This window comes from Streptomyces cyaneofuscatus (assembly GCF_033109485.1).
Classification (GTDB): Bacteria; Actinomycetota; Actinomycetes; order Streptomycetales; family Streptomycetaceae; genus Streptomyces; species Streptomyces cyaneofuscatus.
Map to the genome: position 1 here is coordinate 3,680,983 of NZ_CP137002.1, position 21,124 is coordinate 3,702,106.

28 protein-coding genes and 1 pseudogene are annotated in these 21,124 nt (G+C 71.5%); 11 read left to right on the top strand and 18 right to left on the bottom strand.

The window, feature by feature from the left end:
* Position 1: 1 nt before the first annotated feature.
* Genes ygfZ through R2B67_RS16170 form a run of 3 tightly spaced genes read right to left on the bottom strand, consistent with a single transcriptional unit; the run spans position 2 to position 2,060 of the window.
* Positions 2-967, bottom strand: coding sequence for a CAF17-like 4Fe-4S cluster assembly/insertion protein YgfZ (gene ygfZ / locus R2B67_RS16160; protein WP_018511111.1), 966 nt, complete (start codon positions 965-967; stop codon positions 2-4).
* 9 nt (positions 968-976) lie between these two features.
* A complete protein-coding gene (locus R2B67_RS16165) occupies positions 977-1,429 on the bottom strand; it encodes a Fur family transcriptional regulator (protein WP_317818960.1) in 453 nt (150 codons plus the stop codon).
* A 58-nt stretch (positions 1,430-1,487) separates the two neighbouring features.
* Entirely contained in the window at positions 1,488-2,060 is a 573-nt protein-coding gene (locus R2B67_RS16170) for a heme-binding beta-barrel domain-containing protein (RefSeq protein ID WP_018511113.1), read from the bottom strand.
* Positions 2,061-2,300: 240 nt separating this feature from the next.
* On the opposite strand from R2B67_RS16170, the gene R2B67_RS16175 reads away from it, so the two are divergent.
* Both R2B67_RS16175 and R2B67_RS16180 read left to right on the top strand, forming a co-directional pair.
* Positions 2,301-2,465 carry a hypothetical protein gene (locus R2B67_RS16175; protein WP_317818961.1) on the top strand — a complete coding sequence of 55 codons (165 nt, stop codon included), beginning with the start codon at positions 2,301-2,303 and terminating at the stop codon, positions 2,463-2,465.
* 22 nt (positions 2,466-2,487) lie between these two features.
* A complete protein-coding gene (locus R2B67_RS16180) occupies positions 2,488-2,850 on the top strand; it encodes a DsrE family protein (RefSeq protein WP_018511115.1) in 363 nt (120 codons plus the stop codon).
* 19 nt (positions 2,851-2,869) lie between these two features.
* Here the strand turns inward: R2B67_RS16180 and R2B67_RS16185 are convergent, their stop codons facing one another.
* From R2B67_RS16185 to R2B67_RS16215, 8 genes are all read right to left on the bottom strand, one after another.
* Entirely contained in the window at positions 2,870-3,127 is a 258-nt protein-coding gene (locus R2B67_RS16185; protein ID WP_030566678.1) for a DUF3099 domain-containing protein, read from the bottom strand.
* A 143-nt stretch (positions 3,128-3,270) separates the two neighbouring features.
* On the bottom strand, positions 3,271-3,558 hold the full coding sequence (locus tag R2B67_RS16190; protein WP_003968135.1) for a DUF1416 domain-containing protein: 288 nt from the start codon (positions 3,556-3,558) through the stop codon (positions 3,271-3,273).
* Positions 3,559-3,597: 39 nt separating this feature from the next.
* On the bottom strand, positions 3,598-4,437 hold the full coding sequence (locus R2B67_RS16195) for a sulfurtransferase (protein ID WP_018511117.1): 840 nt from the start codon (positions 4,435-4,437) through the stop codon (positions 3,598-3,600).
* Between the two features lie 169 nt (positions 4,438-4,606).
* The gene (locus R2B67_RS36030) at positions 4,607-4,687 is read right to left on the bottom strand and encodes a putative leader peptide (protein WP_350240574.1); all 81 of its coding nucleotides are present in this window, start codon (positions 4,685-4,687) and stop codon (positions 4,607-4,609) included.
* Between the two features lie 230 nt (positions 4,688-4,917).
* Positions 4,918-5,607, bottom strand: a complete 690-nt coding sequence (locus R2B67_RS16200; RefSeq protein ID WP_317818967.1) for an LmeA family phospholipid-binding protein — start codon at positions 5,605-5,607, stop codon at positions 4,918-4,920.
* A gap of 161 nt (positions 5,608-5,768) precedes the next feature.
* A complete protein-coding gene (locus R2B67_RS16205; RefSeq protein WP_317818969.1) occupies positions 5,769-7,094 on the bottom strand; it encodes a hypothetical protein in 1,326 nt (441 codons plus the stop codon).
* Positions 7,095-7,104: 10 nt separating this feature from the next.
* Entirely contained in the window at positions 7,105-7,359 is a 255-nt protein-coding gene (locus tag R2B67_RS16210) for a MoaD/ThiS family protein (protein WP_018490344.1), read from the bottom strand.
* Between the two features lie 58 nt (positions 7,360-7,417).
* On the bottom strand, positions 7,418-8,263 hold the full coding sequence (locus R2B67_RS16215; RefSeq protein ID WP_317818971.1) for an alpha/beta hydrolase: 846 nt from the start codon (positions 8,261-8,263) through the stop codon (positions 7,418-7,420).
* Between the two features lie 351 nt (positions 8,264-8,614).
* Between R2B67_RS16215 and R2B67_RS16220 the strand changes: the two genes are divergently transcribed.
* The 5 genes from R2B67_RS16220 (at position 8,615) to R2B67_RS16240 (ending at position 13,943) form a co-directional block, all read left to right on the top strand.
* Positions 8,615-9,430: a response regulator transcription factor gene (locus R2B67_RS16220; RefSeq protein WP_317818973.1), complete on the top strand. Its 816-nt coding sequence runs from the start codon at positions 8,615-8,617 to the stop codon at positions 9,428-9,430.
* A gap of 24 nt (positions 9,431-9,454) precedes the next feature.
* On the top strand, positions 9,455-10,489 hold the full coding sequence (locus R2B67_RS16225) for a LacI family DNA-binding transcriptional regulator (protein WP_018511122.1): 1,035 nt from the start codon (positions 9,455-9,457) through the stop codon (positions 10,487-10,489).
* Between the two features lie 117 nt (positions 10,490-10,606).
* The gene (locus R2B67_RS16230; RefSeq protein ID WP_317818975.1) at positions 10,607-11,689 is read left to right on the top strand and encodes a S1C family serine protease; all 1,083 of its coding nucleotides are present in this window, start codon (positions 10,607-10,609) and stop codon (positions 11,687-11,689) included.
* Between the two features lie 68 nt (positions 11,690-11,757).
* A complete protein-coding gene (locus R2B67_RS16235) occupies positions 11,758-12,495 on the top strand; it encodes a response regulator transcription factor (RefSeq protein ID WP_317818977.1) in 738 nt (245 codons plus the stop codon).
* Positions 12,492-13,943 (top strand): HAMP domain-containing sensor histidine kinase, encoded by a 1,452-nt coding sequence (locus R2B67_RS16240; RefSeq protein WP_317818979.1) that lies wholly within the window; start codon positions 12,492-12,494, stop codon positions 13,941-13,943. The genes R2B67_RS16235 and R2B67_RS16240 overlap by 4 nt, the downstream gene beginning before the upstream one ends.
* A gap of 80 nt (positions 13,944-14,023) precedes the next feature.
* Here R2B67_RS16240 and R2B67_RS16245 read toward each other — a convergent pair whose 3' ends face one another.
* Positions 14,024-14,947, bottom strand: coding sequence for a phosphatidylinositol-specific phospholipase C (locus R2B67_RS16245; RefSeq protein WP_317818985.1), 924 nt, complete (start codon positions 14,945-14,947; stop codon positions 14,024-14,026).
* Between the two features lie 178 nt (positions 14,948-15,125).
* On the opposite strand from R2B67_RS16245, the gene R2B67_RS16250 reads away from it, so the two are divergent.
* The gene (locus R2B67_RS16250) at positions 15,126-15,575 is read left to right on the top strand and encodes a hypothetical protein (protein WP_317818989.1); all 450 of its coding nucleotides are present in this window, start codon (positions 15,126-15,128) and stop codon (positions 15,573-15,575) included.
* A 96-nt stretch (positions 15,576-15,671) separates the two neighbouring features.
* On the opposite strand, the gene R2B67_RS16255 is transcribed toward R2B67_RS16250, so the two are convergent.
* Positions 15,672-16,790, bottom strand: a complete 1,119-nt coding sequence (locus R2B67_RS16255; protein WP_317818994.1) for an alkene reductase — start codon at positions 16,788-16,790, stop codon at positions 15,672-15,674.
* A gap of 129 nt (positions 16,791-16,919) precedes the next feature.
* Between R2B67_RS16255 and R2B67_RS16260 the strand changes: the two genes are divergently transcribed.
* Positions 16,920-17,297: a MerR family transcriptional regulator gene (locus R2B67_RS16260; protein ID WP_317818997.1), complete on the top strand. Its 378-nt coding sequence runs from the start codon at positions 16,920-16,922 to the stop codon at positions 17,295-17,297.
* A gap of 18 nt (positions 17,298-17,315) precedes the next feature.
* Here R2B67_RS16260 and R2B67_RS16265 read toward each other — a convergent pair.
* Positions 17,316-17,760: pseudogene (locus R2B67_RS16265) on the bottom strand (MerR family transcriptional regulator).
* A gap of 155 nt (positions 17,761-17,915) precedes the next feature.
* Positions 17,916-18,263, bottom strand: a complete 348-nt coding sequence (locus R2B67_RS16270; protein ID WP_317818999.1) for a cupin domain-containing protein — start codon at positions 18,261-18,263, stop codon at positions 17,916-17,918.
* A gap of 49 nt (positions 18,264-18,312) precedes the next feature.
* Between R2B67_RS16270 and R2B67_RS16275 the strand changes: the two genes are divergently transcribed.
* Positions 18,313-18,480 (top strand): hypothetical protein, encoded by a 168-nt coding sequence (locus tag R2B67_RS16275; RefSeq protein ID WP_317819000.1) that lies wholly within the window; start codon positions 18,313-18,315, stop codon positions 18,478-18,480.
* Between the two features lie 20 nt (positions 18,481-18,500).
* Here the strand turns inward: R2B67_RS16275 and R2B67_RS16280 are convergent, their stop codons facing one another.
* The 3 genes from R2B67_RS16280 to R2B67_RS16290 all read right to left on the bottom strand — a co-directional run bounded on the left by R2B67_RS16280 (position 18,501) and on the right by R2B67_RS16290 (position 20,264).
* Positions 18,501-18,917 carry a hypothetical protein gene (locus R2B67_RS16280; protein WP_317819001.1) on the bottom strand — a complete coding sequence of 139 codons (417 nt, stop codon included), beginning with the start codon at positions 18,915-18,917 and terminating at the stop codon, positions 18,501-18,503.
* 287 nt (positions 18,918-19,204) lie between these two features.
* Positions 19,205-19,399, bottom strand: a complete 195-nt coding sequence (locus tag R2B67_RS16285) for a DUF397 domain-containing protein (protein WP_018511138.1) — start codon at positions 19,397-19,399, stop codon at positions 19,205-19,207.
* Between the two features lie 13 nt (positions 19,400-19,412).
* Positions 19,413-20,264: a DUF5753 domain-containing protein gene (locus tag R2B67_RS16290; RefSeq protein WP_109978806.1), complete on the bottom strand. Its 852-nt coding sequence runs from the start codon at positions 20,262-20,264 to the stop codon at positions 19,413-19,415.
* A 242-nt stretch (positions 20,265-20,506) separates the two neighbouring features.
* Here R2B67_RS16290 and R2B67_RS16295 point away from each other — a divergent pair, with 242 nt between their 5' ends.
* Positions 20,507-20,968 (top strand): ATP-binding protein, encoded by a 462-nt coding sequence (locus R2B67_RS16295; protein ID WP_317819004.1) that lies wholly within the window; start codon positions 20,507-20,509, stop codon positions 20,966-20,968.
* Positions 20,969-21,124 lie beyond the last annotated feature (156 nt).

The window sequence follows — 21,124 nt, forward strand, 5'->3', positions numbered from 1 at the left end:
CTCAGGGCTCCACGACCGTCTCCTGGGCCGCCGCCGTGTCCCCGGCGATCAGCTCCGCGTCCACCGCCACGTTCCGCTTGACCAGCGCCAGGGCGATCGGGCCCAGCTCGTGGTGGCGGGCCGAGGTGGTGATGAAGCCGAGCTGCCGGCCCTCCTCGCCGTCGGCGGCCAGCCGTACGGGCGTGCCGTGGCCGGGCAGGTGCACCTCGCTGCCGTCCAGGTGCAGGAAGACCAGTCGGCGCGGCGGCTTCCCCAGGTTGTGGACGCGGGCGACGGTCTCCTGGCCCCGATAGCACCCCTTCTGGAGGTGGACGGCGGTGCCGATCCAGCCCAGCTCGTGCGGGATGGTGCGGTGGTCGGTCTCGAAGCCGACGCGCGGCCGGTGCGCCTCGATGCGCAGCGCCTCGTACGCCAGGATCCCGACGGCCGGGCCGTTGGCGGCCGCGTACGTCTCCAGGTCGGCGCGGGGCAGGAACAGGTCCCGGCCCTGCGCGGTCTCCCGTACGGCGACCCCGTCCGGGGCCTCCGCGATGGAACCGGCCGGGAGGTGGACGACGGCGGTGTCCTCGGTGCGGTCGGCGACCTCGACCCGGTAGAAGAACTTCATCGACTCCAGGTAGGCGATGAGATCGCCCTGGGTGCCGGGTTCGACGTGCATCCACACCGTCGTCCCGTCGTCGACGAGATACATGGCGTGCTCGATGTGCCCGTTGGCGGAGAGGATCAGGGCCTCGGTGGCCTGGTGCGGGGCGAGATCGCTGACGTGCTGGGTGAGCAGCAGGTGCAGCCAGCTCAGCCGGTCGTCACCGGTGACGGTGACGACACCGCGGTGGGAGAGGTCGACGAGGCCGTTGCCGTCGGCGAGGGCGCGTTGCTCGCGGAACAGGTCGCCGTAGTGTCCGGCGACTCCTTCGTCGCGGCCCTCGGCGGCGACGGCGCCGGGCAGGGACAGCAGGGGGCTCTTCATGAGCCCAGCCTACGACTTGGGCTCGCCGGTGCCCGCGCCGTCCCTCGCGGCCGTGCACGCCTCGCACCGGCCGAAGATCGCGAAGTGCTTCATATCGGTCGCGAAGCCGAAGTCGGCGCGGAGCTTCCCGGTGAACTCGGTGACGACGGAGACGTCCGCCTCGATGACGCCGTCGCAGTCCCGGCAGACCAGGTGGATGTGGTGGTGCCGGTCGGCGAGGTGATAGGTCGGAGCGCCGTGCCCCAGGTGCGCGTGGCTGACCAGCCCGAGCTCCTCCAGGAGCTCCAGGGTCCGGTAGACGGTGGAGATGTTCACCCCGGAGGCGGTCTTGCGCACCTCGCAGAGGATGGAGTCCGGGGTCGCGTGCTCCAGGGCGTCCACGGCCTCCAGCACAAGCTGGCGCTGGGGCGTCAGCCGGTAGCCGCGCTGCCGGAGATCGGTCTTCCAGTCGGTGCTCACCACAGGCCCAGTGTAGGCGGGGTGAGCACCGGCCAGCAGGGCTCGCTCCGTGCGGGCTTGCCTACTTGAAAAACGCGATGCCGTCGTCGGGCATGTCCTCGAGGTTCCGCGCCATCTCGGCGACCTCTTCCGGGGTGACGACCTTCTTCAGGTGCGCCGACATGTAGGGGCGCAGTTCGACCTCGGGGGTCGCCTTCTCGCCGACCCACATGAGGTCGCTCTTCACATACCCGTAGAGGCGCTTTCCGCCGGTGTACGGGCCGGAGGCCGCGGTGCGGGCCACGGCGTCGGTGACCAGGTCGATCTGCGGCTTCTGGTCGGCCAGCTCGCCGTACCAGATCTCGACGACGCCCTGGTCGCGGACCATGACGACCTCGACCTTGCGGTCCTTGTCGATGCGCCAGTAGCCGGACTCCGACTCCAGCGGGCGGACCTGGTTGCCGTCGGCGTCCAGGACCCAGGTGTGGGAGACGTACTCCAGGAAGTCACGGCCGTCGTGGCTGAACGTGACCTCCTGTCCGAAGTTGCACTTCTCGGCGCCGGGGAAGTCGGAAACGCCCGCGCCCGCCCACTTGCCGATGAGGAAGGCCAGCGGGACGAGGTCCGGGTGGAGGTCGGACGGAATCTCGATCATGAGCGCTCAAACGATCTGTGAGGGAGGGGCGGAACGATCGGGTGCGCCGAGGGTCAGCGCTGGCCCTGGTACAGCTTCTTCACGGCGACGACCGTGAAGGCGAGCACGCCGACGCAGACCAGGATGAGCAGGGCGGAGAAGAATGCCTCAAGCACGAAGGGCTCCTCGGAATGAGCGGTATGGCGGCAGTACAGGGCCGGGTCCCAGCCTAATGGGTGGGGGCCCGGCCTTCTCGTCCAGGTGGCGGCCACGGGGCCGGACGGGGGGCGGGCGGGGGGGGGCATCCACACCCAGCCCGTCCATCTGCGCGTCCATGACGCACCGAGCAGGGTCACCATCGATGTGACCGCCGTCGGCAAGGCTTCCGGGATGGCCGCCTACCGCATCGCCGAATTCACCTCCTGAGGGGGGCGATTACAGTTCGCGTATGCCGAAGAAGCTCGTGATCAAGGTGACCGCCGGGCCCGAAGCCGCCGAGCGGTGTTCGCAGGCCTTCACCGTGGCGGCGGTGGCCGTGGCCAGTGGCGTGGAGGTCTCGCTCTGGCTGACCGGGGAGTCGTCGTGGTTCGCGCTGCCGGGCCGGGCCGCCGAGTTCGAGCTGCCGCACGCCGCCCCGCTGCCCGATCTGCTCGACTCGATCCTGGCGGGCGGCCGGGTCACCCTCTGCACGCAGTGCGCGGCCCGGCGCGAGATCACGGAGAAGGACGTGCTGGAGGGCGTACGGATCGCGGGGGCGCAGGTCTTCGTGCAGGAGGCCATGGCGGACGGCGCACAGGCGCTCGTCTACTGACGGCTCGGCGGGGGCGGGCTCAGTACCGCTTCCTGCCGTCCAGCTCGTCCCACCACTCGTCGGACTTCGGGTCGCCGGAGGGATCGTCCCACCACCGGTCCTCCGGCCCCCGCCGGTTGGCGAGCACCGCGGCGACGGGCGGGATCACCATGGCGACCAGGCACATCGCGACGGCGGCCGGCATCGACCACAGGCGCACGACCGCCCAGGCGGAGACGAAGAGGGCGACGCATCCGCCCATCATCCAGAAGTAGCCGCGCCGGCGTCGGGCGTACATGTCTCCAGCGTAGAACCGCGGGACGGTTTCCGGAGGGCGCTTCCGGACGGCGCGAAGGGCCGCACCCCGCGTCAGGTGGCGTCCAACCCCCTGGGGTGCGGCCCTCCGGCCGTTCTGTGCCGTCGACCGGCCATGCCGTGGAATCAGACGGCGATCGCGACCTCGGAGAGTCCACCGGTCTGCGCGACGACCGTGCGGTCGGCGCTGCCGCCCGGGACCAGGGCGCGGAGCGTCCAGGTGCCCTCGGCCGCGTAGAAGCGGAACTGTCCGGTCGCCGAGGTCGGGACCTCGGCGGTGAACTCGCCGGTCGAGTCCAGCAGACGCACGTAACCGGTGACGGGCTCGCCGTCGCGGGTCACGCTGCCCTGGATGGTGGTCTCACCGGGCTTGATCGTCGAAGCGTCGGGGCCGCCGGCCTGTGCTCCACACATGGTTCTGTCCTTCTGGTCGGGTGGTGCGGGTCGGTCGGGTTACTTGGCGGGGCCGAGCTCGATCGGCACGCCGACGAGGGAGCCGTACTCGGTCCACGAACCGTCGTAGTTCTTGACGTTCTCCTGGCCGAGCAGCTCGTGCAGGACGAACCAGGTGAGCGCCGAGCGCTCACCGATGCGGCAGTAGGCGATGGTGTCCTTCGACAGGTCGACCTGCTCGTCCTCGTAGAGGGCCTTGAGCTCGTCGTCCGACTTGAAGGTGCCGTCGTCGTTGGCGTTCTTCGACCACGGGATGTTGCGGGCGCTCGGCACGTGGCCGGGGCGCTGCGACTGCTCCTGCGGGAGGTGCGCCGGGGCGAGCAGCTTGCCGCTGAACTCGTCGGGCGAGCGCACGTCGACCAGGTTCTGGCTGCCGATGGCCTTCACGACGTCGTCGCGGTAGGCGCGGATCGACTCGTCCTGCGGCTTGGCCTTGTACTCGGTGGCCGGGCGCGTGGGGACGGCGTCGGTCAGGTCGCGGGAGTCCAGCTCCCACTTCTTGCGGCCGCCGTCGAGGAGCTTGACGTTCTCGTGGCCGTACAGCTTGAAGTACCAGTAGGCGTAGGACGCGAACCAGTTGTTGTTGCCGCCGTAGAGGACGACCAGCGTGTCGTTGCCGATGCCCTTCTCGCTGAGCAGCTTCTCGAAGCCGGCCTGGTCCACGAAGTCACGGCGGACCGGGTCCTGGAGGTCCTTCGTCCAGTCGATCCGGATCGCGTTCTTGATGTGGTTCTTCTCGTACGCCGAGGTGTCCTCGTCGACCTCGACGATGGCGACCTGCGGGTCATCGATGTGGGCCTCGACCCAGTCGGCGTCTACCAGGACGTCGCTGCGGCTCATGTTGTTCTCCTCCGGGGCAGTCTGCGGCGGGTGGTGCGAGATGCGGAGTGATCGTGCGGGGGTGCGGGTATACACGCGGACGGACGGAGCGCGGCGCGTACGGGGCACGGGGCCGGCCCTGACAGAGGTCGAAGGGCCAAAGGGGTGGCGGGACGGACGAACGCCCCGCTCAGGAGGTGCGACAGAGCATGGCGGCGACGCGGCACAGGTCTACTGCCCGCCGCTTCGTGAGATCCGCCTGTCGCTTCATGGGTCCGATCGTAGGGAGGTACGGGCGGAGATGTCACCGTCGTGTCGCATGATGAGACGCGATCATCCATGATGCGAGACGAGAAGCGGGGAGGCGCGCCCCGGAGCCGGTTTCCCGCTGCCTCTCGTCCGCCGCGCATCTACGGACCGGACACCGGCGTCTCACTATCCGGATCGGGGCGGTGGGCGGGCTCCGGCCGGGGCGGTGGGCGGGAGCGCTCAAGGGCCGGCTCAGCCGGTGAGCGACACGTCCGAGCCGTTCAGCGCGATCTCCAGGCCGCTCTCCGTCACCTGGACCTTCTGGAGTTCGAGGCCCTTCGGCAGACCGTCGATGTCCCCTTCGAAGTCCGTCCTCGTCCGCACCAGCTGCTCCACGCCCGGGATGCCCTCGCCCGGCACCTCGTCCGCCCGCACCTTGATCGTGTGGCCGTCGACCCGGGTCACGGTGGAGACCACGCTGCGGGAGATCGGGCGGCCGAGGATCTCGACCGTGCCGGTGACCTTCACCTTGCCGTCGCCGCCGTACGCGACGGTGACACCGTCCTCCGCGGCCGCCGTCAGGTCCGCGTACGAGACGACGGCGGTGCCGGTGGCGCGGGCGGCCGTGGCGCTGGAGTAACCGGAGCCGAGCTTCACGTCGTGGAGCTGCGCCCGCACCTCGCCGACCCGTATCGCGCGGCCCGCGGCCTCGGTCTTCATGTCCTTCAGGGTCACGTCGACCCGGTCGAACTCCGAGGCGGCGAGCTGGGTCAGGAACGGGAAGCCCTTGATCGAGACCTCGGTCGTCCCGGCGCTGCCGCCGCTGATCCTGACCCGGTCCTCGGCCTCCGACTCGGCGAAGTGGAGCGCCAGCCGGTCGGCCGCGACGAAGAGGGCGCCGACCACCACCAGCAGGACCAGCAGTATTCGCAGTGCGCGCATGTGTGTGGTTCCCCCACCTCGGCCGTACGGTCAGTGCCCCCAGGTGATCGACGAGTGGCGCCACCCGATCGGTTCCCGTGGTTCCCGGTGCGCGTACCCCCGTTGAGGGCACGTCAGGCCCGTCAGGCCCATACGGCCCGTACGGCCCCGATGAGTACGCGTCAGGCCAGCGCGCGGCCGATCAGATAGACCGCCGGGGCCGCCGCGGTGAGCGGCAGCGCCACCCCCGCCGTCATGTGGACGAAGCGGGACGGATAGTCGTAGCTCGCCACCCGCAGCCCGATCAGGGCGCTGACGCCCGCCGCGAGGCCGAGGAGCGCCCCCTGTCCGCCGTACTCCGTGAAGCCGCCCACCGCGATGCCGGCGCCCGCGCCCGCGAGCAGCGCCACCACGACCGACGCGGCACCGGGCAGCGGCAGCGCCCGGGCGAGCACGGCGGCCGCGACCGCCACCCCGCCGACCGTCACCGCGTCCGGGATCGCCGCGAGGTGCCCGGCGGCGAGGACCGCGAGGGCCGCCGAGACGACCGTGGCCATCAGGCCGTACATCCGCTCCTCGCCGGTCGCGGGCGAGCGGAGCTGGAGGACGACGGCGAGCAGGACCCAGATCCCCAGGGTGCCCAGGAGTGCGGTGGGCCCGTGCTCCCGGCCCGCCGCGAGGAGCGCGGCATCGGCGACGAGGCCGCCGAGGAAGGCGAGCGCGATGCCCTGGCGGGCCGGCCACATGCCGTTGAGCCGGAACCAGCCGGCGGCGGTCACCGCCTGGAGGAGGACGAGCGGGACGAGCAGGGCGTACGAGCCGATGGCCGCGCCGCCCGCGAGGAGCAGGCCGAGCCCGGCGGTGATCGCGGCGGGCTGCATCCCGGGCGCGATGATCGGCGAGCGCCCCTCGGCCCGGGCGCGCTGGGCGTCGGTGATCCGGGCGTTGCCGAGGGTGGTGGGGGCGCTGTAGCCGGAGGCGTCGGGTGCCTGGGCCACTACCGGAGGTACGGGGGCGGGGGCATCCGGAGAGGCGGCCGGGACCTCGGGCGGGAGCGGGAGGGAGCCGGAGGCGCCCTGCGGGGGCAGGTAGGCGGTCTCTTCGGCGGCGGAGGGGCGGTAGGGCTGGGGCTCCTGGTACGGCTGGTGAGCCTGCTGGTGCAGAGGCTCCTGGTACGGCTGGTGGTGCTGGGGCTCCTGGTACTGCGGCTGCGGTGTCCCGTACGGGTGGGGCTGCCCGGTTCCGTACGCGTCCGGCTGGTGCTGTCCGTAGCCCTGAACCTGCCCCTGCCCCTGCCCCTGGTACGGCTGCGGGTCCCGCCGGATCGTCGGCTGGTACTGCGTGTCCCAGGTCGGCGCCTGCCACGTCTGCGTCCCGCCCTGGTCGTAGCCGCCCGGCTCCTGGGGCAGCGCGGACTGCCCGGCCGTCCCGTCGGGCCAGTCCTGCGGCGACGCAGGCTGCTGCTGGGGGTCGTACGGGTACGGGTACTGCTGATCGCTGCTGCTCATGGCCTGCGGTTCACCCTCCTGCGAACGGCGGGAGCACCTCGACCGTGCCGCCCTCGGCAAGGCGTACGGTCTCATGCCCACGGGTACCGACGGGGTTGCCGTCGATGAGGAACGAGCACCGCTGGAGCACCCGGCTCAGCTCGCCGGGGTGCCGTTCGCGTACGGCGTCGAGCGCCTCGGCGAGGGTCGCCGCCGCGTACGGCTCCTCCGCGGTGCCCGCGGCGGCCTTGGCCGCAGCCCAGTAGCGGATCGTCCCCGCTGCCATGGCGCCACTCCTTCGGTCGGTTCATCGGACGCGTGGTGCGTCAGCTCTCCATGATGGGTCACGCGGGCAGCGCGCCCGTCGCCCAGTCGGCGATCCGGCCGAGGAGGGCGTCGTCCGCCGCGTTCTCCGCGTGCCCCATCCCCCGCTCCAGCCACAGCTCCGCACCGCCCTCCCCCGCCGCGTCGGCCAGCATGCGCGGGTGGTCCAGCGGGAAATACGGGTCCCGGTCGCCGTGCACGAGCAGCAGCGGGGCCGGGGCGATGAGCGGGACCGCGGCGACCGGGGAGAGCGGGACGGGGTCCCAGTCGTCCGTGGCGATCCGGGTACGGAATCCGTACCGCCCGACGAGCCGCCCCGAGGGGCGGGTGACCACCCAGTGCAGGCGGCGCATCGGGGCCGTACCCCGGTAGTACCAGCGGGCGGGCGAGCTGACGGACACCACCGCGTCCGAGTGCGCCCCCAAGTGCTCCCCCGTGCGCCCATCGCGCACCGGTACACGAACGGCCGCATCGCGTGCATCGGATCCGTCCGTATACAGAGCGCCGTGCCGGAGCACCACCGAGCCGCCCATGGAGAACCCGACCGTAACCACCCGGCGGTGTCCCAGGGTCCGCGCCCACGCCACCGCGGCCGCCAGATCCAGCACCTCGCGATCGCCCACCGTGGAGCGCCCGCCGGACCGCCCGTGGCCCCGGAACGAGAACGTGATCACGGCCGCACGCTGGGAGAACACCCGCGCGGCCCGGCGTACGGCGGGGCGGTCGGCCGAGCCCGTGAACCCGTGCGCCACCACGATCACGGGGGTGTCGGCGGCCGGTTCCGCCCGCGCCCCCGCGGATGCGCCGAAACCCGCCGTACACGGCTCGTACACCGCCTCGACCGGGATCCCGTCATCGGTCAGCAATGTGGCGAATCGTGGGACCCGCGTGAGCAAGGGAACAGAAGAACTCAGGAATCGACCCTCGGACGCGGAACTCATGTGGGCTATTCTGCTGCGAAGAGGACCTGGGCAATGCAGCCCCCGGGTCCTTTTGTGCTTCCCGGACGTTGTTACGCAGACGTTTCGAGAAGCTCAGCGGTCCCAGGGCGCGGGACCGTGACGTAAAAACCGCATGACGCATGACGTACGAAGCAGTGCCGCATACTCCCCCGGGTCCGACCCGGGAGTGCCCCTCTCGCAGGGAACGAGGAGGACCGACGTAATGGGCGAGCGAACCGTGCAACACGATCGACCGAACCAGGCAGGTGGGCGGCGATGAGTTCACTGCTGCTGTTGACGAACGCACTCCAGCCCTCGACGGAGGTGCTCCCCGCCCTCGGCCTCCTGCTGCACAGCGTGCGGGTCGCCCCGGCCGAGGGACCGGCCCTGGTGGACACCCCGGGCGCCGATGTGATCCTCATCGACGGGCGCCGCGACCTCCCGCAGGTCCGCTCGCTCTGTCAGCTGCTGCGGTCCACCGGACCGGGCTGTCCGCTGATCCTCGTCGTCACCGAGGGCGGCCTCGCGGCCGTCACCGCCGACTGGGGCATCGACGACGTCCTGCTGGACACCGCGGGTCCTGCGGAGGTCGAGGCGCGGCTGCGGCTGGCCATGGGCCGGCAGCAGATCACCTCCGACGACTCCCCGATGGAGATCCGCAACGGTGATCTCTCCGTCGACGAGGCCACGTACAGCGCGAAACTCAAGGGCCGGGTCCTGGACCTGACCTTCAAGGAATTCGAACTGCTGAAATATCTGGCCCAGCACCCGGGCCGGGTGTTCACCCGCGCCCAGCTCCTCCAGGAGGTCTGGGGCTACGACTACTTCGGCGGTACACGGACCGTCGACGTCCACGTCCGGCGGCTGCGCGCCAAGCTCGGCCCCGAGCACGAGTCGCTGATCGGGACCGTCCGCAACGTCGGCTACCGCTTCGTCACCCCGGAGAAGGTCGAGCGCGCGGCCGAGGAGGCGAAGGAGCGGGCGGCCGCCCAGCAGAAGCAGCAGAAGGACGGCGAACCCGTCGCCCGATCGGAGCAGTCCTCTTCGGCCACCGCGACGGAAGAAGCCCCGGTAGAGGCTGCCAAGAGGTAGGTCCATCCGCGTAGACTGCCGCGCGTGGCCAAGGTGACGCGGGACGATGTGGCGAGACTGGCGGGGACGTCGACCGCGGTCGTCAGTTACGTCATCAACAACGGACCCCGGCCGGTCGCCCCGGCCACGCGCGAGCGGGTGCTCGCCGCGATCAAGCAGCTGGGCTACCGGCCCGACCGGGTCGCCCAGGCCATGGCCTCGCGGCGGACCGACCTCATAGGGATGATCGTCCCCGACGCCCGGCAGCCCTTCTTCGCGGAGATGGCGCACGCGGTCGAACAGGCCGCCGCCGAGCGCGGGAAAATGGTGCTCGTCGGCAACTCCGACTACCGCGACGAGCGCGAGGTCCACTATCTGCGGGCGTTCCTCGGCATGCGCGTCTCCGGCCTGATCCTGGTCAGCCAGGGCCCCAGCGAGCGCGCGGCGGCGGAGATAGAGGCATGGGACGCCCGGGTCGTGCTGCTGCACGAGCGCCCCGAGGCGATCGACGACGTCGCGGTCGTCACGGACGACGTCGGCGGCGCCCAGCTCGCCACCCGCCACCTCCTGGAGCACGGCCACCCGTACGTCGCCTGCCTCGGCGGTACGGAGGAGACCCCGGCCGTCGGTGACCCGGTCGCCGACCACGTCGAGGGGTGGCGCCGGGCGATGCACGAGTCCGGCCGCTCGACGGAGGGCCGGCTGTTCCAGGCCCCGTACAACCGGTACGACGCCTATCAGGTGGCCCTCGGGCTGCTCGCCGGCCCGGACCGGCCCCCGGCGATCTTCTGCGCCACGGACGACCAGGCCATCGGGGTGCTGCGGGCGGCTCGGGAGCTGCGCATCGACGTGCCGGGTGAGCTGGCCGTCGCGGGCTTCGACGACGTGAAGGAGGCCGGGCTCACCGATCCGCCGCTGACCACGGTGTTCTCCGACCGCCCGGCGATGGCGCGGGCGGCGGTGGACCTGGTGCTGGACGACTCGCTCCGGGTCGTCGGCTCGCGGCGGGAGCGGCTGAAGCAGTTCCCCTCGGCGCTGGTGATCCGGCGCTCGTGCGGCTGCGGCGAGCCGACGGCGTAGCACCGGGCCCGCTCAGTTCTTTACAGCGGGCATACGCGTCTTTACAGCGGGCATACGCGCTTCTTCCGGGCTTCTCAGGACGTACTCAGGCTGCTCTCATGTTCGCTGGCCAGCCTGATGGACATGACGGAGAACCTTCGCCCGAGCGGCGCGCACCCGACGGACCAGGACCCGACCTCGTACGCCTACGGCAACGCGGCGCACGGCGGCAGCACGGCGTACGACGGCAGCAGCACCGCGTACGACGGCGTGGCGGGCAGCTACCCGCCGCCGCCCCCGCCCCCGTACGCCCCCACCAACCACCACCGCCGGGCCAAGCGGCCGGTGGCGCTGCTGGCGGCGGTCGCGCTCGCGGCGGCGGTGGTCGGCGGCGGTACGGCGACCCTCGTCGGCCAGCTGAACAACGGCTCCGCCCAAGCGACCGGCTCCACCGGCACGGTCCAGGGCACCACCGTCTCGCAGAGCAGCAAGGGCACGGTCTCCGGCGTCGCGGAGGCGGTCTCCCCGGCCATCGTCGAGATCGGCGCGGCCTCCTCGGCGGGCAAGTCCACCGGCTCCGGGGTCGTGATCACCGAGGACGGCGAGATCGTCACCAACAACCACGTGATCTCCGGCGCCCAGCAGATCGAGGTCACGCTCTCCACCGGCAAGACCTACACCGCCGATGTCGTGGGCACCGACCCCGACAAGGACCTCGCGCTCATCAAGCTGCGCGGCGCGAGCGGGCTGAAGACGGCCGCGCTCGGCGACTCCTCGCAGGTCAAGGTGGGCGACCAGGTGGTGGCGATCGGTTCGCCGGAGGGCCTGACGGGCACGGTCACCAGCGGGATCATCTCCGCGCTGGACCGGGACGTGACGGTGGCGAAGGACGACTCGGGCGACTCGGGCCAGGGCCAGGGCGGCGGAAGCGAGCAGTGGCCGTTCGAGTTCGGCGGGCAGCAGTTCAACGGCGACACGGGCGAGAAGACGACCACGTACAAGGCGCTCCAGACCGACGCCTCGCTCAACCCCGGCAACTCCGGCGGCGCGCTGATCAACATGGACGGCGAGATCATCGGCATCAACTCCGCGATGTACGCGCCGAGTTCCTCGGCGGCGGGCAGCGGCTCGTCGGCGGGCAGCGTGGGCCTCGGCTTCGCGATCCCGGTGAACACGCTCAAGGCCGACCTGGACACCCTGCGCGCGGGGAACAACTCCTGACCGTGCGAGGCTGAGACACTCCCGCAGACCGCCCCCATCGGCCGGAACGAGAAGAGGACCACACAGCGATGAGCCCCGCCGAAGACGATCCCCAGCGCATCCTGATCGTCGACGACGAACCGGCCGTACGGGAGGCGCTCCAGCGCAGCCTCGCCTTCGAGGGGTACGGCACGCAGGTCGCGGTCGACGGGTACGACGCCCTGGCGATGGCCGAGGCGTACGCCCCCGACCTCATCGTCCTGGACATCCAGATGCCGCGCATGGACGGCCTCACCGCCGCCCGCCGCATCCGCGCCACCGGCTCCACCACGCCCATCCTCATGCTCACCGCCCGCGACACCGTCGGGGACCGGGTCACCGGCCTCGACGCGGGCGCGGACGACTACCTGGTGAAGCCATTCGAGCTGGACGAGCTGTTCGCCCGGATCCGGGCCCTGCTGCGCCGCAGCTCGTACGCGGCGTCGGCGGCGGGCGCGGAGGTGTCCGACGACGACGTGCTGTCCTTCGCCGACCTGCGGATGGACCTGGCGACCCGCGAGGTCACCCGGGGCGAGCGGCGCGTCGAGCTGACCCGTACGGAATTCACGCTGCTGGAGATGTTCCTGTCGCACCCGCGCCAGGTGCTGACCCGGGAGCAGATCCTCAAGGCGGTCTGGGGCTTCGACTTCGAGCCGAGCTCCAACTCCCTGGACGTGTACGTGATGTACCTGCGCCGCAAGACGGAGGCGGGCGGCGAGCCGCGCCTGGTCCACACCGTGCGCGGGGTCGGCTACGCGCTCCGTACGGGCGGGAGCGGCGAGGCGTGAGCGAGGCGGCACCGCCGAGGAGGGCTCTGGTACGGCGCTTCCGCGCGCTGCCGCTGCGCTCCCGGCTCGCGCTCCTGGTGGCGACGGCGGTCGCGGTGGCGGTCGCGGCGGTGGCGGTCGCGTGCTGGTTCGTGACCCGGATCCAGCTGGAGGACCAGCTCGACGACTCGCTGCGCAACGCGAAGATGGACAACGAGCCGATGCGCGACCTGCTGAGCTCGTGCCTGAGCGGCGGGCAGCTGCCGGCCCAGGAGTTCCCGGGCCAGTACACCGTGCAGATCGTCGCGGCGAACGGCAGCTACTGCACGGCCCCGAACACCACGCCCGTCCCCGCCCAGCCGAGTGACGTCGACGTGGCGGCGGGCCGGAAGACCGACGCCCTGCACACGACGGAGAACAACGACGGCAAGGACATGCGGGTCTACACCCGCAAGCTGCCGCCGGTCGTCAGCTCCGGCCAGGCCAACAACCAGCTGGCCGTCTCGGTGGCCCGCCCGCTCAGCGAGATCGACGCACCGCTCTCCACCCTCGCCTGGGTCCTCGCCCTGGTCGGCGGCATCGGTGTCGTGGGCGCGGGCGCGGCCGGGCTCTGGGTGGCGCGGGCGGGCCTGCGCCCGGTGGACGAGCTGACGGAGGCGGTCGAGCATGTGGCGCGCACGGAGGACCTGACGGTCCGCATCCCGGTGGACGGCGAGGACGAGATCGCCCGGCTGTCCCACTCCTTCAACTCCATGGCGGCCCAGCTCGCCTCCTCCCGCGACCGCCAGGCGCAGCTGATCGCGGACGCGGGCCATGAGCTGCGCACGCCGCTCACCTCGCTGCGGACCAACGTGGAGCTGCTGGCGCGCAGCGACGAGACGGGCCGGGTGATCCCGCCGGACGACCGGAAGGCGCTGATGGCCTCGGTGAAGGCCCAGATGACGGAGCTGGCGGCGCTGATCGGCGACCTCCAGGAACTGGCCCGCCCTGACGCCGCGGGACCCGGCCCGCTCCAGGTGGTGGGCCTGCACGACATCACCCGTACCGCCCTGCAACGCGCCCGCCTGCGCGGCCCCGAGCTGACCATCACCGCCGACCTGGCCCCCTGGTACGTACGGGCAGAACCGGCCGCCCTGGAGCGGGCCATCGTCAACGTCCTGGACAACGCGGTGAAGTTCAGCCCGCCCCGCGCCACGATCGACGTGCGCCTGCACCGGGGCGAGCTGACGGTACGGGACCGGGGCCCCGGCATCCCCGCCGAGGAGCTCCCGCACGTCTTCGAGCGCTTCTGGCGCTCCCCCTCCGCCCGCCAGCTCCCCGGCTCGGGCCTGGGCCTGTCCATCGTGGCCCGCACGGTCCAGCAGGCGGGCGGCGAGATCGCCTTGCGCCCGGCCCCGGAGGGCGACGGCCCCGGCACGGTCGCGACGATCAGGCTGCCGGGGGCGCCTACGCCGCCGCCGGGGATGTGAGGGGGGCGGGGGGGGTGTGAGCCTCCCGGGCGGCGCGGACGGACCTCTCAGAGACGGCGCCACCCCGGAAGCCCGCCCCCTCACCCCACCGGGTTGTGCCGGATCAGCGACTCCACCAGTCCGCCGCGCTGGTTCGGATAGTCCAGCGGGACGATGCCGAGCCCCGTCCATCCGGCGGTCTCGGACCGCTCCAGGAACGAGTGCACCTGCGGGTTGAGCCGGTCGGCGTTCCAGCGGGGCGGCATCAGGGCGGCGGTGGAGACGTAGTTCATGAAGAACTCGCCCGGCTGCTGGGCCGCCTTGCGGAACTGGGCCTCGATCTTCGGGTACTTGGCGAACGGCTCCGCCATGTAGTCGTCCTGGATGTCGAAGACGGCCGGATCGCCGTAACGCACCCCGGGCAGCCCGCCGTTGTCGGCCAGCAGCACTACCTTGCCGCGCGCCCCGCCCAGCGTCGGCAGCGTCGAGTCGAGCCGGAACAACGACCGCCACCCCCGCCCGTCGAGGTAGTCGTCGAAGATCGCCCGGAACGCCGCGTCGCTCTCGGAGGAGTACTCCTGCTTGACCCGCATCAGCACGGTCTCGGTCGGCCGCGCGGCGAGGAAGTCCCGGCAGGCGATGAGGACATCGCCGAACATCATGTTCTGGAACGCGGCCCCGTGATGGATCGCGAACGAGCCGGACGTGATCCGGCACCGTACGTCGAGAAAACGCACCCCGCTCTGCAACTGCTGCGCGATCGTGGTGTTCTGGCACTCCGCCCACGGCCCGCCGAACCGCGCGCCCGAGTCGTGCGTCCCCGGGATCGTCAGCCGCTGGAGCGCGGTGCCGTCCGGCAGCCCGCCCATCCAGTCCTGCGTCCCCCGCACCGCCTTCCGCGTGGCGGCGACGGCAGGCGCGGCCCCGATGACGGCAGTGGCGGAGACCGCGAGGGCGCCGGCCAGGAAGCCGCGGCGCGTGGTCAGGAGACCTGAGGGAGCAGGGTGGTTCGGGGGCGTGGACATGGAAGTGCCTCCAAGGGCCGTGGGGGGCAGAGCCTTTGGATTCTGACGCGCGCACGTCACGACGGGAAGGGGGCGGCGGCTCTCCGCGCCGCCCCTCGGGGTTTCCGGTGCGGGGGAGGAGGAAGACGAGTAGCGGACGGACGGACCGAGGCGCCGAGCGCCGGACGGGGAGAGAGCCATGGTGGCCGCCGACTGGGTGGGAGACCGCAAGCGCCTCGCGGAGTGGGTTCCGGAGGGTGAACGGATGACGGCCGGCTGCATGGTCGTCCACGACCGCCGCTGGGGAGGCCTGGTGGAACGGCACGCGTCCCTGCTGCTGACCGACCGCAGAGTGCGCCTGCTGCGCCACCGGGGCGGCGACCATCGGTACGGCATACGCGGGGTGCTGTTCGAAATGATGCGCGGCGAGGGCGAAGCGACCTGCGTCGATCCTCAGGTGCGCGTGCAGTTGGACCGCGGCCAGGAGATCGAACTGCGTCGGCATGACGGAGAGACGCAGCGGGTGCGCGTCAGCGAGTACGACGCGGTGCACGCCCGGGCGCTGTACGAGGCGTTCCCGCCCGCGACACGGGAGGAAGGGTTCCCGCCACCGGCGCGTGAGGAAGGGGAAGGCCCCGTGGCGGGGTGAGCCGGAGGGGCCCCGTGACGCGGTGAGCCGAGGGCCCCGTGACGCGGTGAGCCGGAGGGGCCCGCGCGGGGCCCTCCCGCCGACCCGGCGGACGCCTCAGCCCGCGTGCTGGTACGCCGGATACGTGACGTACCCCGCGTCACCCCCCTGGAAGTACGTCTCCGCGTCCTCCGCTGCGAGCGGCAGTCCGGCCCGCAGCCGCTCCACCAGGTCCGGATTGGCGATGAAGGCCCGGCCGAAGCTGATGAGGTCCGCCCCCAGGCCGAGCCAGCGGTCGGCGTCCGGGCGCTCGGCCCGCCGCGTCCCCATCGGCAGCACCGGGTTCATGATCAGGGAGCCGGTCCACGCGCGGCGCAGGGCCACCAGGATCTCGTCCTCGACCGTCGCCTCCAGGTGCACGTACGCCGGTTCCAGCCGCGCCAGCTCCCCCAGCAGTACGGCGTACAGCTCGGGTACGTCCTTCTCCTCGACGCCCCAGAACGTCCCGCCCGGCGACAGCCGGATGCCGGTCCGCGCCGCGCCCACGGCGTCGATGGTGGCCTCCACCGCCTCGACCGCGAACCGTACGCGGTTGGCGACCGACCCGCCGTAACGGTCGGTCCGCAGGTTGGCGTTGGAGGAGAGGAACTGGGAGATCAAGTAGCCGTTGGCGCCATGCAGTTCCACCCCGTCGAACCCGGCGTCGACGGCCCGGCGGGCGGCCGCCGCGTACGACCGGGCATGCTCGGGCACCTCGGCGGTCTCCAGGGCACGGGGCATCGGCGCCGGCTGGGGCCCGCTCGGCGTGAAGACCTCACCGACCGCAGGTACGGCCGATGGCCCGACCGGCACGAGACCGTTCGTGTCGGGATGTGAGACCCGCCCGCCGTGCATGATCTGCGCGAAGATCCGCCCCCCGTTCGCGTGGACGGCAGCGGTGACCGGCCGCCATGAGGCGACCTGCTCATCGGTGTGCAGCCCCGGCGTACCCGGGTTCGACTGCCCGATCAGACTCGGCTGCACGCCTTCGCTCACGATGAGCCCGGCGGTGGCCCGCTGGGCGTAGTACGTCGCCATCGAGGGGGTCGCGAGCCCGCCGGCGGCGGCCCGGACGCGGGTCATGGGGGCCATCACGACCCGGTTGGGGAGGGTGAGGTCACCGAGCCGGTAGCCGGTGAAAAGGGTGTCGGAGTGGGTCTCGGGGTGGGTGTCGGAGTGGGTGTCGATCAGGGTCATGCCGAACGTCCTCCTCGTTCTGTGGCGCCCGCGAACCGGACACTGCGGCTACGCTAAAACCTGACATCAATGTCAGAGGCAAGCCCGAAGAGGACCAGGACGAGGACCAGGACGAGAAGGACGGACAGCATGCGCATCGGGGAACTCGCGAAGGCGGCCGGCGTCAGCGTCCGGTCCCTGCGCTACTACGAGGAGCAGGGCCTGCTCACCAGTACGCGCAGCCCCAGCGGGCAGCGCCACTTCCGGGAAGCCGACATCGACCGGGTCGGCTTCGTCCAGCGGCTGTACGCGGCCGGCCTCTCCAGCCGCACCATCATGGAGCTGCTGCCCTGCGTGGACGCCCCGAGCGAGGCGACGTCCGACGCCGCCATGAAACGGATGGAGCAGGAGCGGGAACGGCTCTCGGCCCACATCGAGGAGCTGATCCGCACCCGGGACGCCCTGGACGTGCTGATGGCCACGAACCGGGCCCACCGCAAGACGCTGCGGCGGGCCACGGCGGCCTGACCGGCCCCCTTGCGGAGGTCAGCTCAGCCGGGCGGTGGCGTAGGCCTCGATGGCGTCCCGCTGATACGCGGCCAGGCCCGGCGCGATGGCCTCGTACGCACCGCGCCACTGCTCGTTGTCCACGCAGGAGCGCCCGATGGCCCGGAACTCGTCGGCGGAGACGGGGATCCGCCCGGTGAACGCCCGGTACTGCCCGTCGACCTCGGCGAGTACGACATCGGCGCCGGGCTCCGCCCCCGCGGTCGACCCGCTCGGCCAGGATGCGGCTGATCTCAGGAAGCCCGACGCCCAAATCCCGCAGGACCAAGATCTGTTGCAGCAACGGGAGCTGGCGCTCCTCGTAGCGGCGGTGACCGTTGGTCCCGATCCGGGCGGGCGGCAGCAGGCCGATCTCGTCGTAGTGCCGCAGGGTCCGGGCGGTGACGCCCGACATCCGGGCGACCTCCGCGATCGGCCAGTCCATGACCGCCCCCCTTCCTCTTCACGAACGCGTGTCCAGGACCGGTTTCCCCGGCCCTGGACACGACGCTAGGAGCTGCCGCAGCGGCAACCGCAAGCTCAGCCGCTTCGGACTCTCACACGCTTCGGACTCTCACACGCTTCGGACTCTCACACGCTTCAGGCGTTCATCATCGAGATGCCGAGCATCCGGGCCCCGGTCTCCGTACGCGGCCGGTGCTCACTCCCCGGCGCGAACACGACGTACGACCCCGGGCCGTGCCGCTCACCGCCGTCGATCACCTCACCGCTGATGACGAAATACCGCTCCTCGGTGGGGTGTTCATCGACCTCCGGCCACTCCGTACCGGCGGCGAAGTCGATCAGCCAGCCCCGGGCGTAGGCGGTGGCGGGCAGCTTGCGGCGCAGGATTCCGGGGGCCACCTCGTGCGGTTCCACGTCCTCGACCTGGATGACGGTCTTGAGGGTGTTCTTCGTGCTGATGCTGGAAGGGGTCTCGTCGCTCATGGCCCCCCCTGTCGCGGAAGGCGGTGCCCGGGCTAGCCACAGACGCGGCGTGCACGGATGCCTTCCGGCCAACCAGGCCGCTCAGCCGCAGCCGTACAGTGGCGCCACGGGATCAACAACCATCGGGATCCTGAGGGCGCTCGGCATCTTCGGCAGCGGGCTTGCCGGGCTCGCTCTCGCGATCGCGTACGTCACGACCTACCTCCGGGAGCGCTGAGGGCGAGGAGCCGGTCCGCCTCAACGGCCCTTCGTGCAGAGCGCGCACACACCGCACGGCACGGTTTCCGCGAATGACGCCGCCGTTGCCTCCGCCAGGTCACCGGAGTCCGTGAGGACGGGCCGCACGACCCACTCGCTCCACCCGTCCCCGTGCCGCAACGAGAACCCGCAGGTGCGCCCCTGGTGCAGGGCCCCGAGAGCCCGGACCCGGCCCGCGCCCTCGGCCCACCCCAGCATCGGGCGCTCCGCCTCCGGTAACACGGCGAGCAGGGCCCGCGCCTCGTCCCGGATCCGCTGGATCGCCAGCTCGGGCGTGGCGGCGGAGTACCGCGCGAAGCAGTCGGGCTCGTCGCGGTCCTCCGATGCGTAGGTGGACCGCTCGCACCAGTAGGCGTACGAGGGTGAGTTGGCGGGTTCCGGGATGTGTTCGAGCATGGCGCGACCTCCTGGCAGGACACCAGGGACGCCCCCTCCCTGCCGCCGGCGTGACGAGCTGCGGGGAGGGGGCGCCCTGGCACACGGCTCCCCCAACGGGCGCAGACGACAGGGGAGTTGGCCGCCGCGCGACGAGGGCGGCACATCAGGAAGCTAGCGCGCCGAGCACACCCGTATCAAGTGTTTGACGTCTAACGAGTGATTCTGCGCGTCTAAACAAGTGATACGAATGACAAGTGGCCCCCGCCTGCGCCGGCGGGGGCCACTGACTAACGGATCAGGACGACTCAGGCGAAGTCGTCGAACTCGCCTTCCTTCGCTCCTCCGAGGAACGCCCGGAGCTTGGCCCGCGTCGTGTGGACGACCACATCGGGGTTGTCGCTCTCGCGCAGCAGGATCTCACCGCCGTACTCGGCAAGCTCCAGGCAGGCGTTGCCCTCGGCCCCTGACGACTTCGAGGACTTGCGCCACTGAATTTCCACGTACCTCACGCCTTCACACTTGTTGTGCGATCTCACGGATGAAGTCTCTCGACTTCCGAGGGTCGAGAGACAGCCCCTCGACCCGGTCCATCGCTGCCCGGTAGTTCGCCAGACGCGTCTCGGCGTCCAGGAACGCGGGCCCGGTCGCCGTGTCCGACAGCACGGTATCCAACTGCGGAACCGGACCGTAGACGTACTGCGTCGAGCTTCCCGTTTCCGGGAGACCGCCTGCGGCGAACGGGACGACCTTGACGATGACATTGTCCCGCTCGGATTCCCGCAGCAGGTACGCCAACTGGCCCCGCGCGACGCCGGAGTCGCCGTACACCATCCGCAGCGCCGCCTCATGGATGAGGAACGTGCAGGTGGGCGCGGCCTCCCGGTCCAGGACGTCTCGGCGCTTCAGCCGGTGCGAGAGCAGCCGGCGCCTGCGGGCCAGCGGCAGCTCGGGCACCGCTTCCGCGAAGACGGCCCGTGCGTAGTCCTCGCTCTGGATCAGTCCCGGCATGTGGATGAGCTGCACCGCCCGGATGCCGGCCGCATGGTGCTCCAGCTCGGCCAGGTCGAGCGGTCCGCTGGTCAGCTCGTTCCGGTAGTCCTCCCACCAACCGCGCCCCCGCTCCTCGGCCATCGCGACGAGCGCCTCCACGTACGCCTCATCGGCACACGCATAGCCCGCCGCCCAGGTGCGGACCCGCTCGCCGCTCACCCCGAAGCGGCCCGACTCCGTGTTGCTGATGGTGGTGCGGTCCGTGCTGAGCAGGGCGGCCGCCTCGGCGAGGGCGAGTCCCGCGTTCTGCCGCATCTTGCGCAGCTCGGTCCCCACCCGGCACTGCCGCGCCGTGGGCGCCTTCCTCGGTGGCATCGGCCCCTCCTTCTGTCGCCCCACAGTGTCGCTGGAGGCCTCACCGTAATCCATCTGGTTACTCAATGGTCCAACTAGGTAGAACAAGTGAGACTTCGCGCTATGGTCCCCCCAGCGCCGCACTTCGGAGCCCCGAAGTACGCCTGTATGGGCGCATGTTCACACGCGCTCTCATGCAGCCCGTCAACACGGGACCGAGGCGGCGGCCAGTTCGCAGAACCGGACCTCATGGGGAGACCGACATGTCCGCTGCAACCCCAACTCCCGTACAGCCGAACCCCCTTGGCGGCGAGAGCTACCGCCTCACCCTCCCGAACACCGCCGCCGCACCCAGAATCGCGCGGGACTTCCTCACCTCGCTGCTGCACCTGAGCCGGCACCCCGGGCTGGTCGACGACGCCCGCCTCTGCGTCACCGAGCTGGTCACCAACGCCCACTGCCACACCCGCACGCCCCGCATCGGGGTCCATGTGGCCGTCAACCGGAAGCGGGTCACTGTCGCCGTATCGGATGACGGCGGGCCGGTACGCGAGGCGTTCGGCATGCTCGGCACCGCCACCGCCGGGCCGGAGCAGGAGCACGGTCGCGGGCTCGCCCTCGTGGAGAGCCTGGCGCTGGCATGGGGCACGGGCAGCGGGGGCGAGCGGCACCCCGGGCGCACGGTCGTGTGGTTCACGCTGGGGCGGCCCGAGGTGACCGCGTGAGCGGCGGCGACTGGGGGCCGATCGCGGCCGCCACCGCCCTCGGGCTGCTCGCGGCGTGCGTCGCACTGGCGCCGGGCCCTGAGGAGCGACCCCCGCCGCAGAGGGCGACTTCGGACGATAAAACCGCAGCTCATCGCGGTAGCGAGCCCGGAGAAG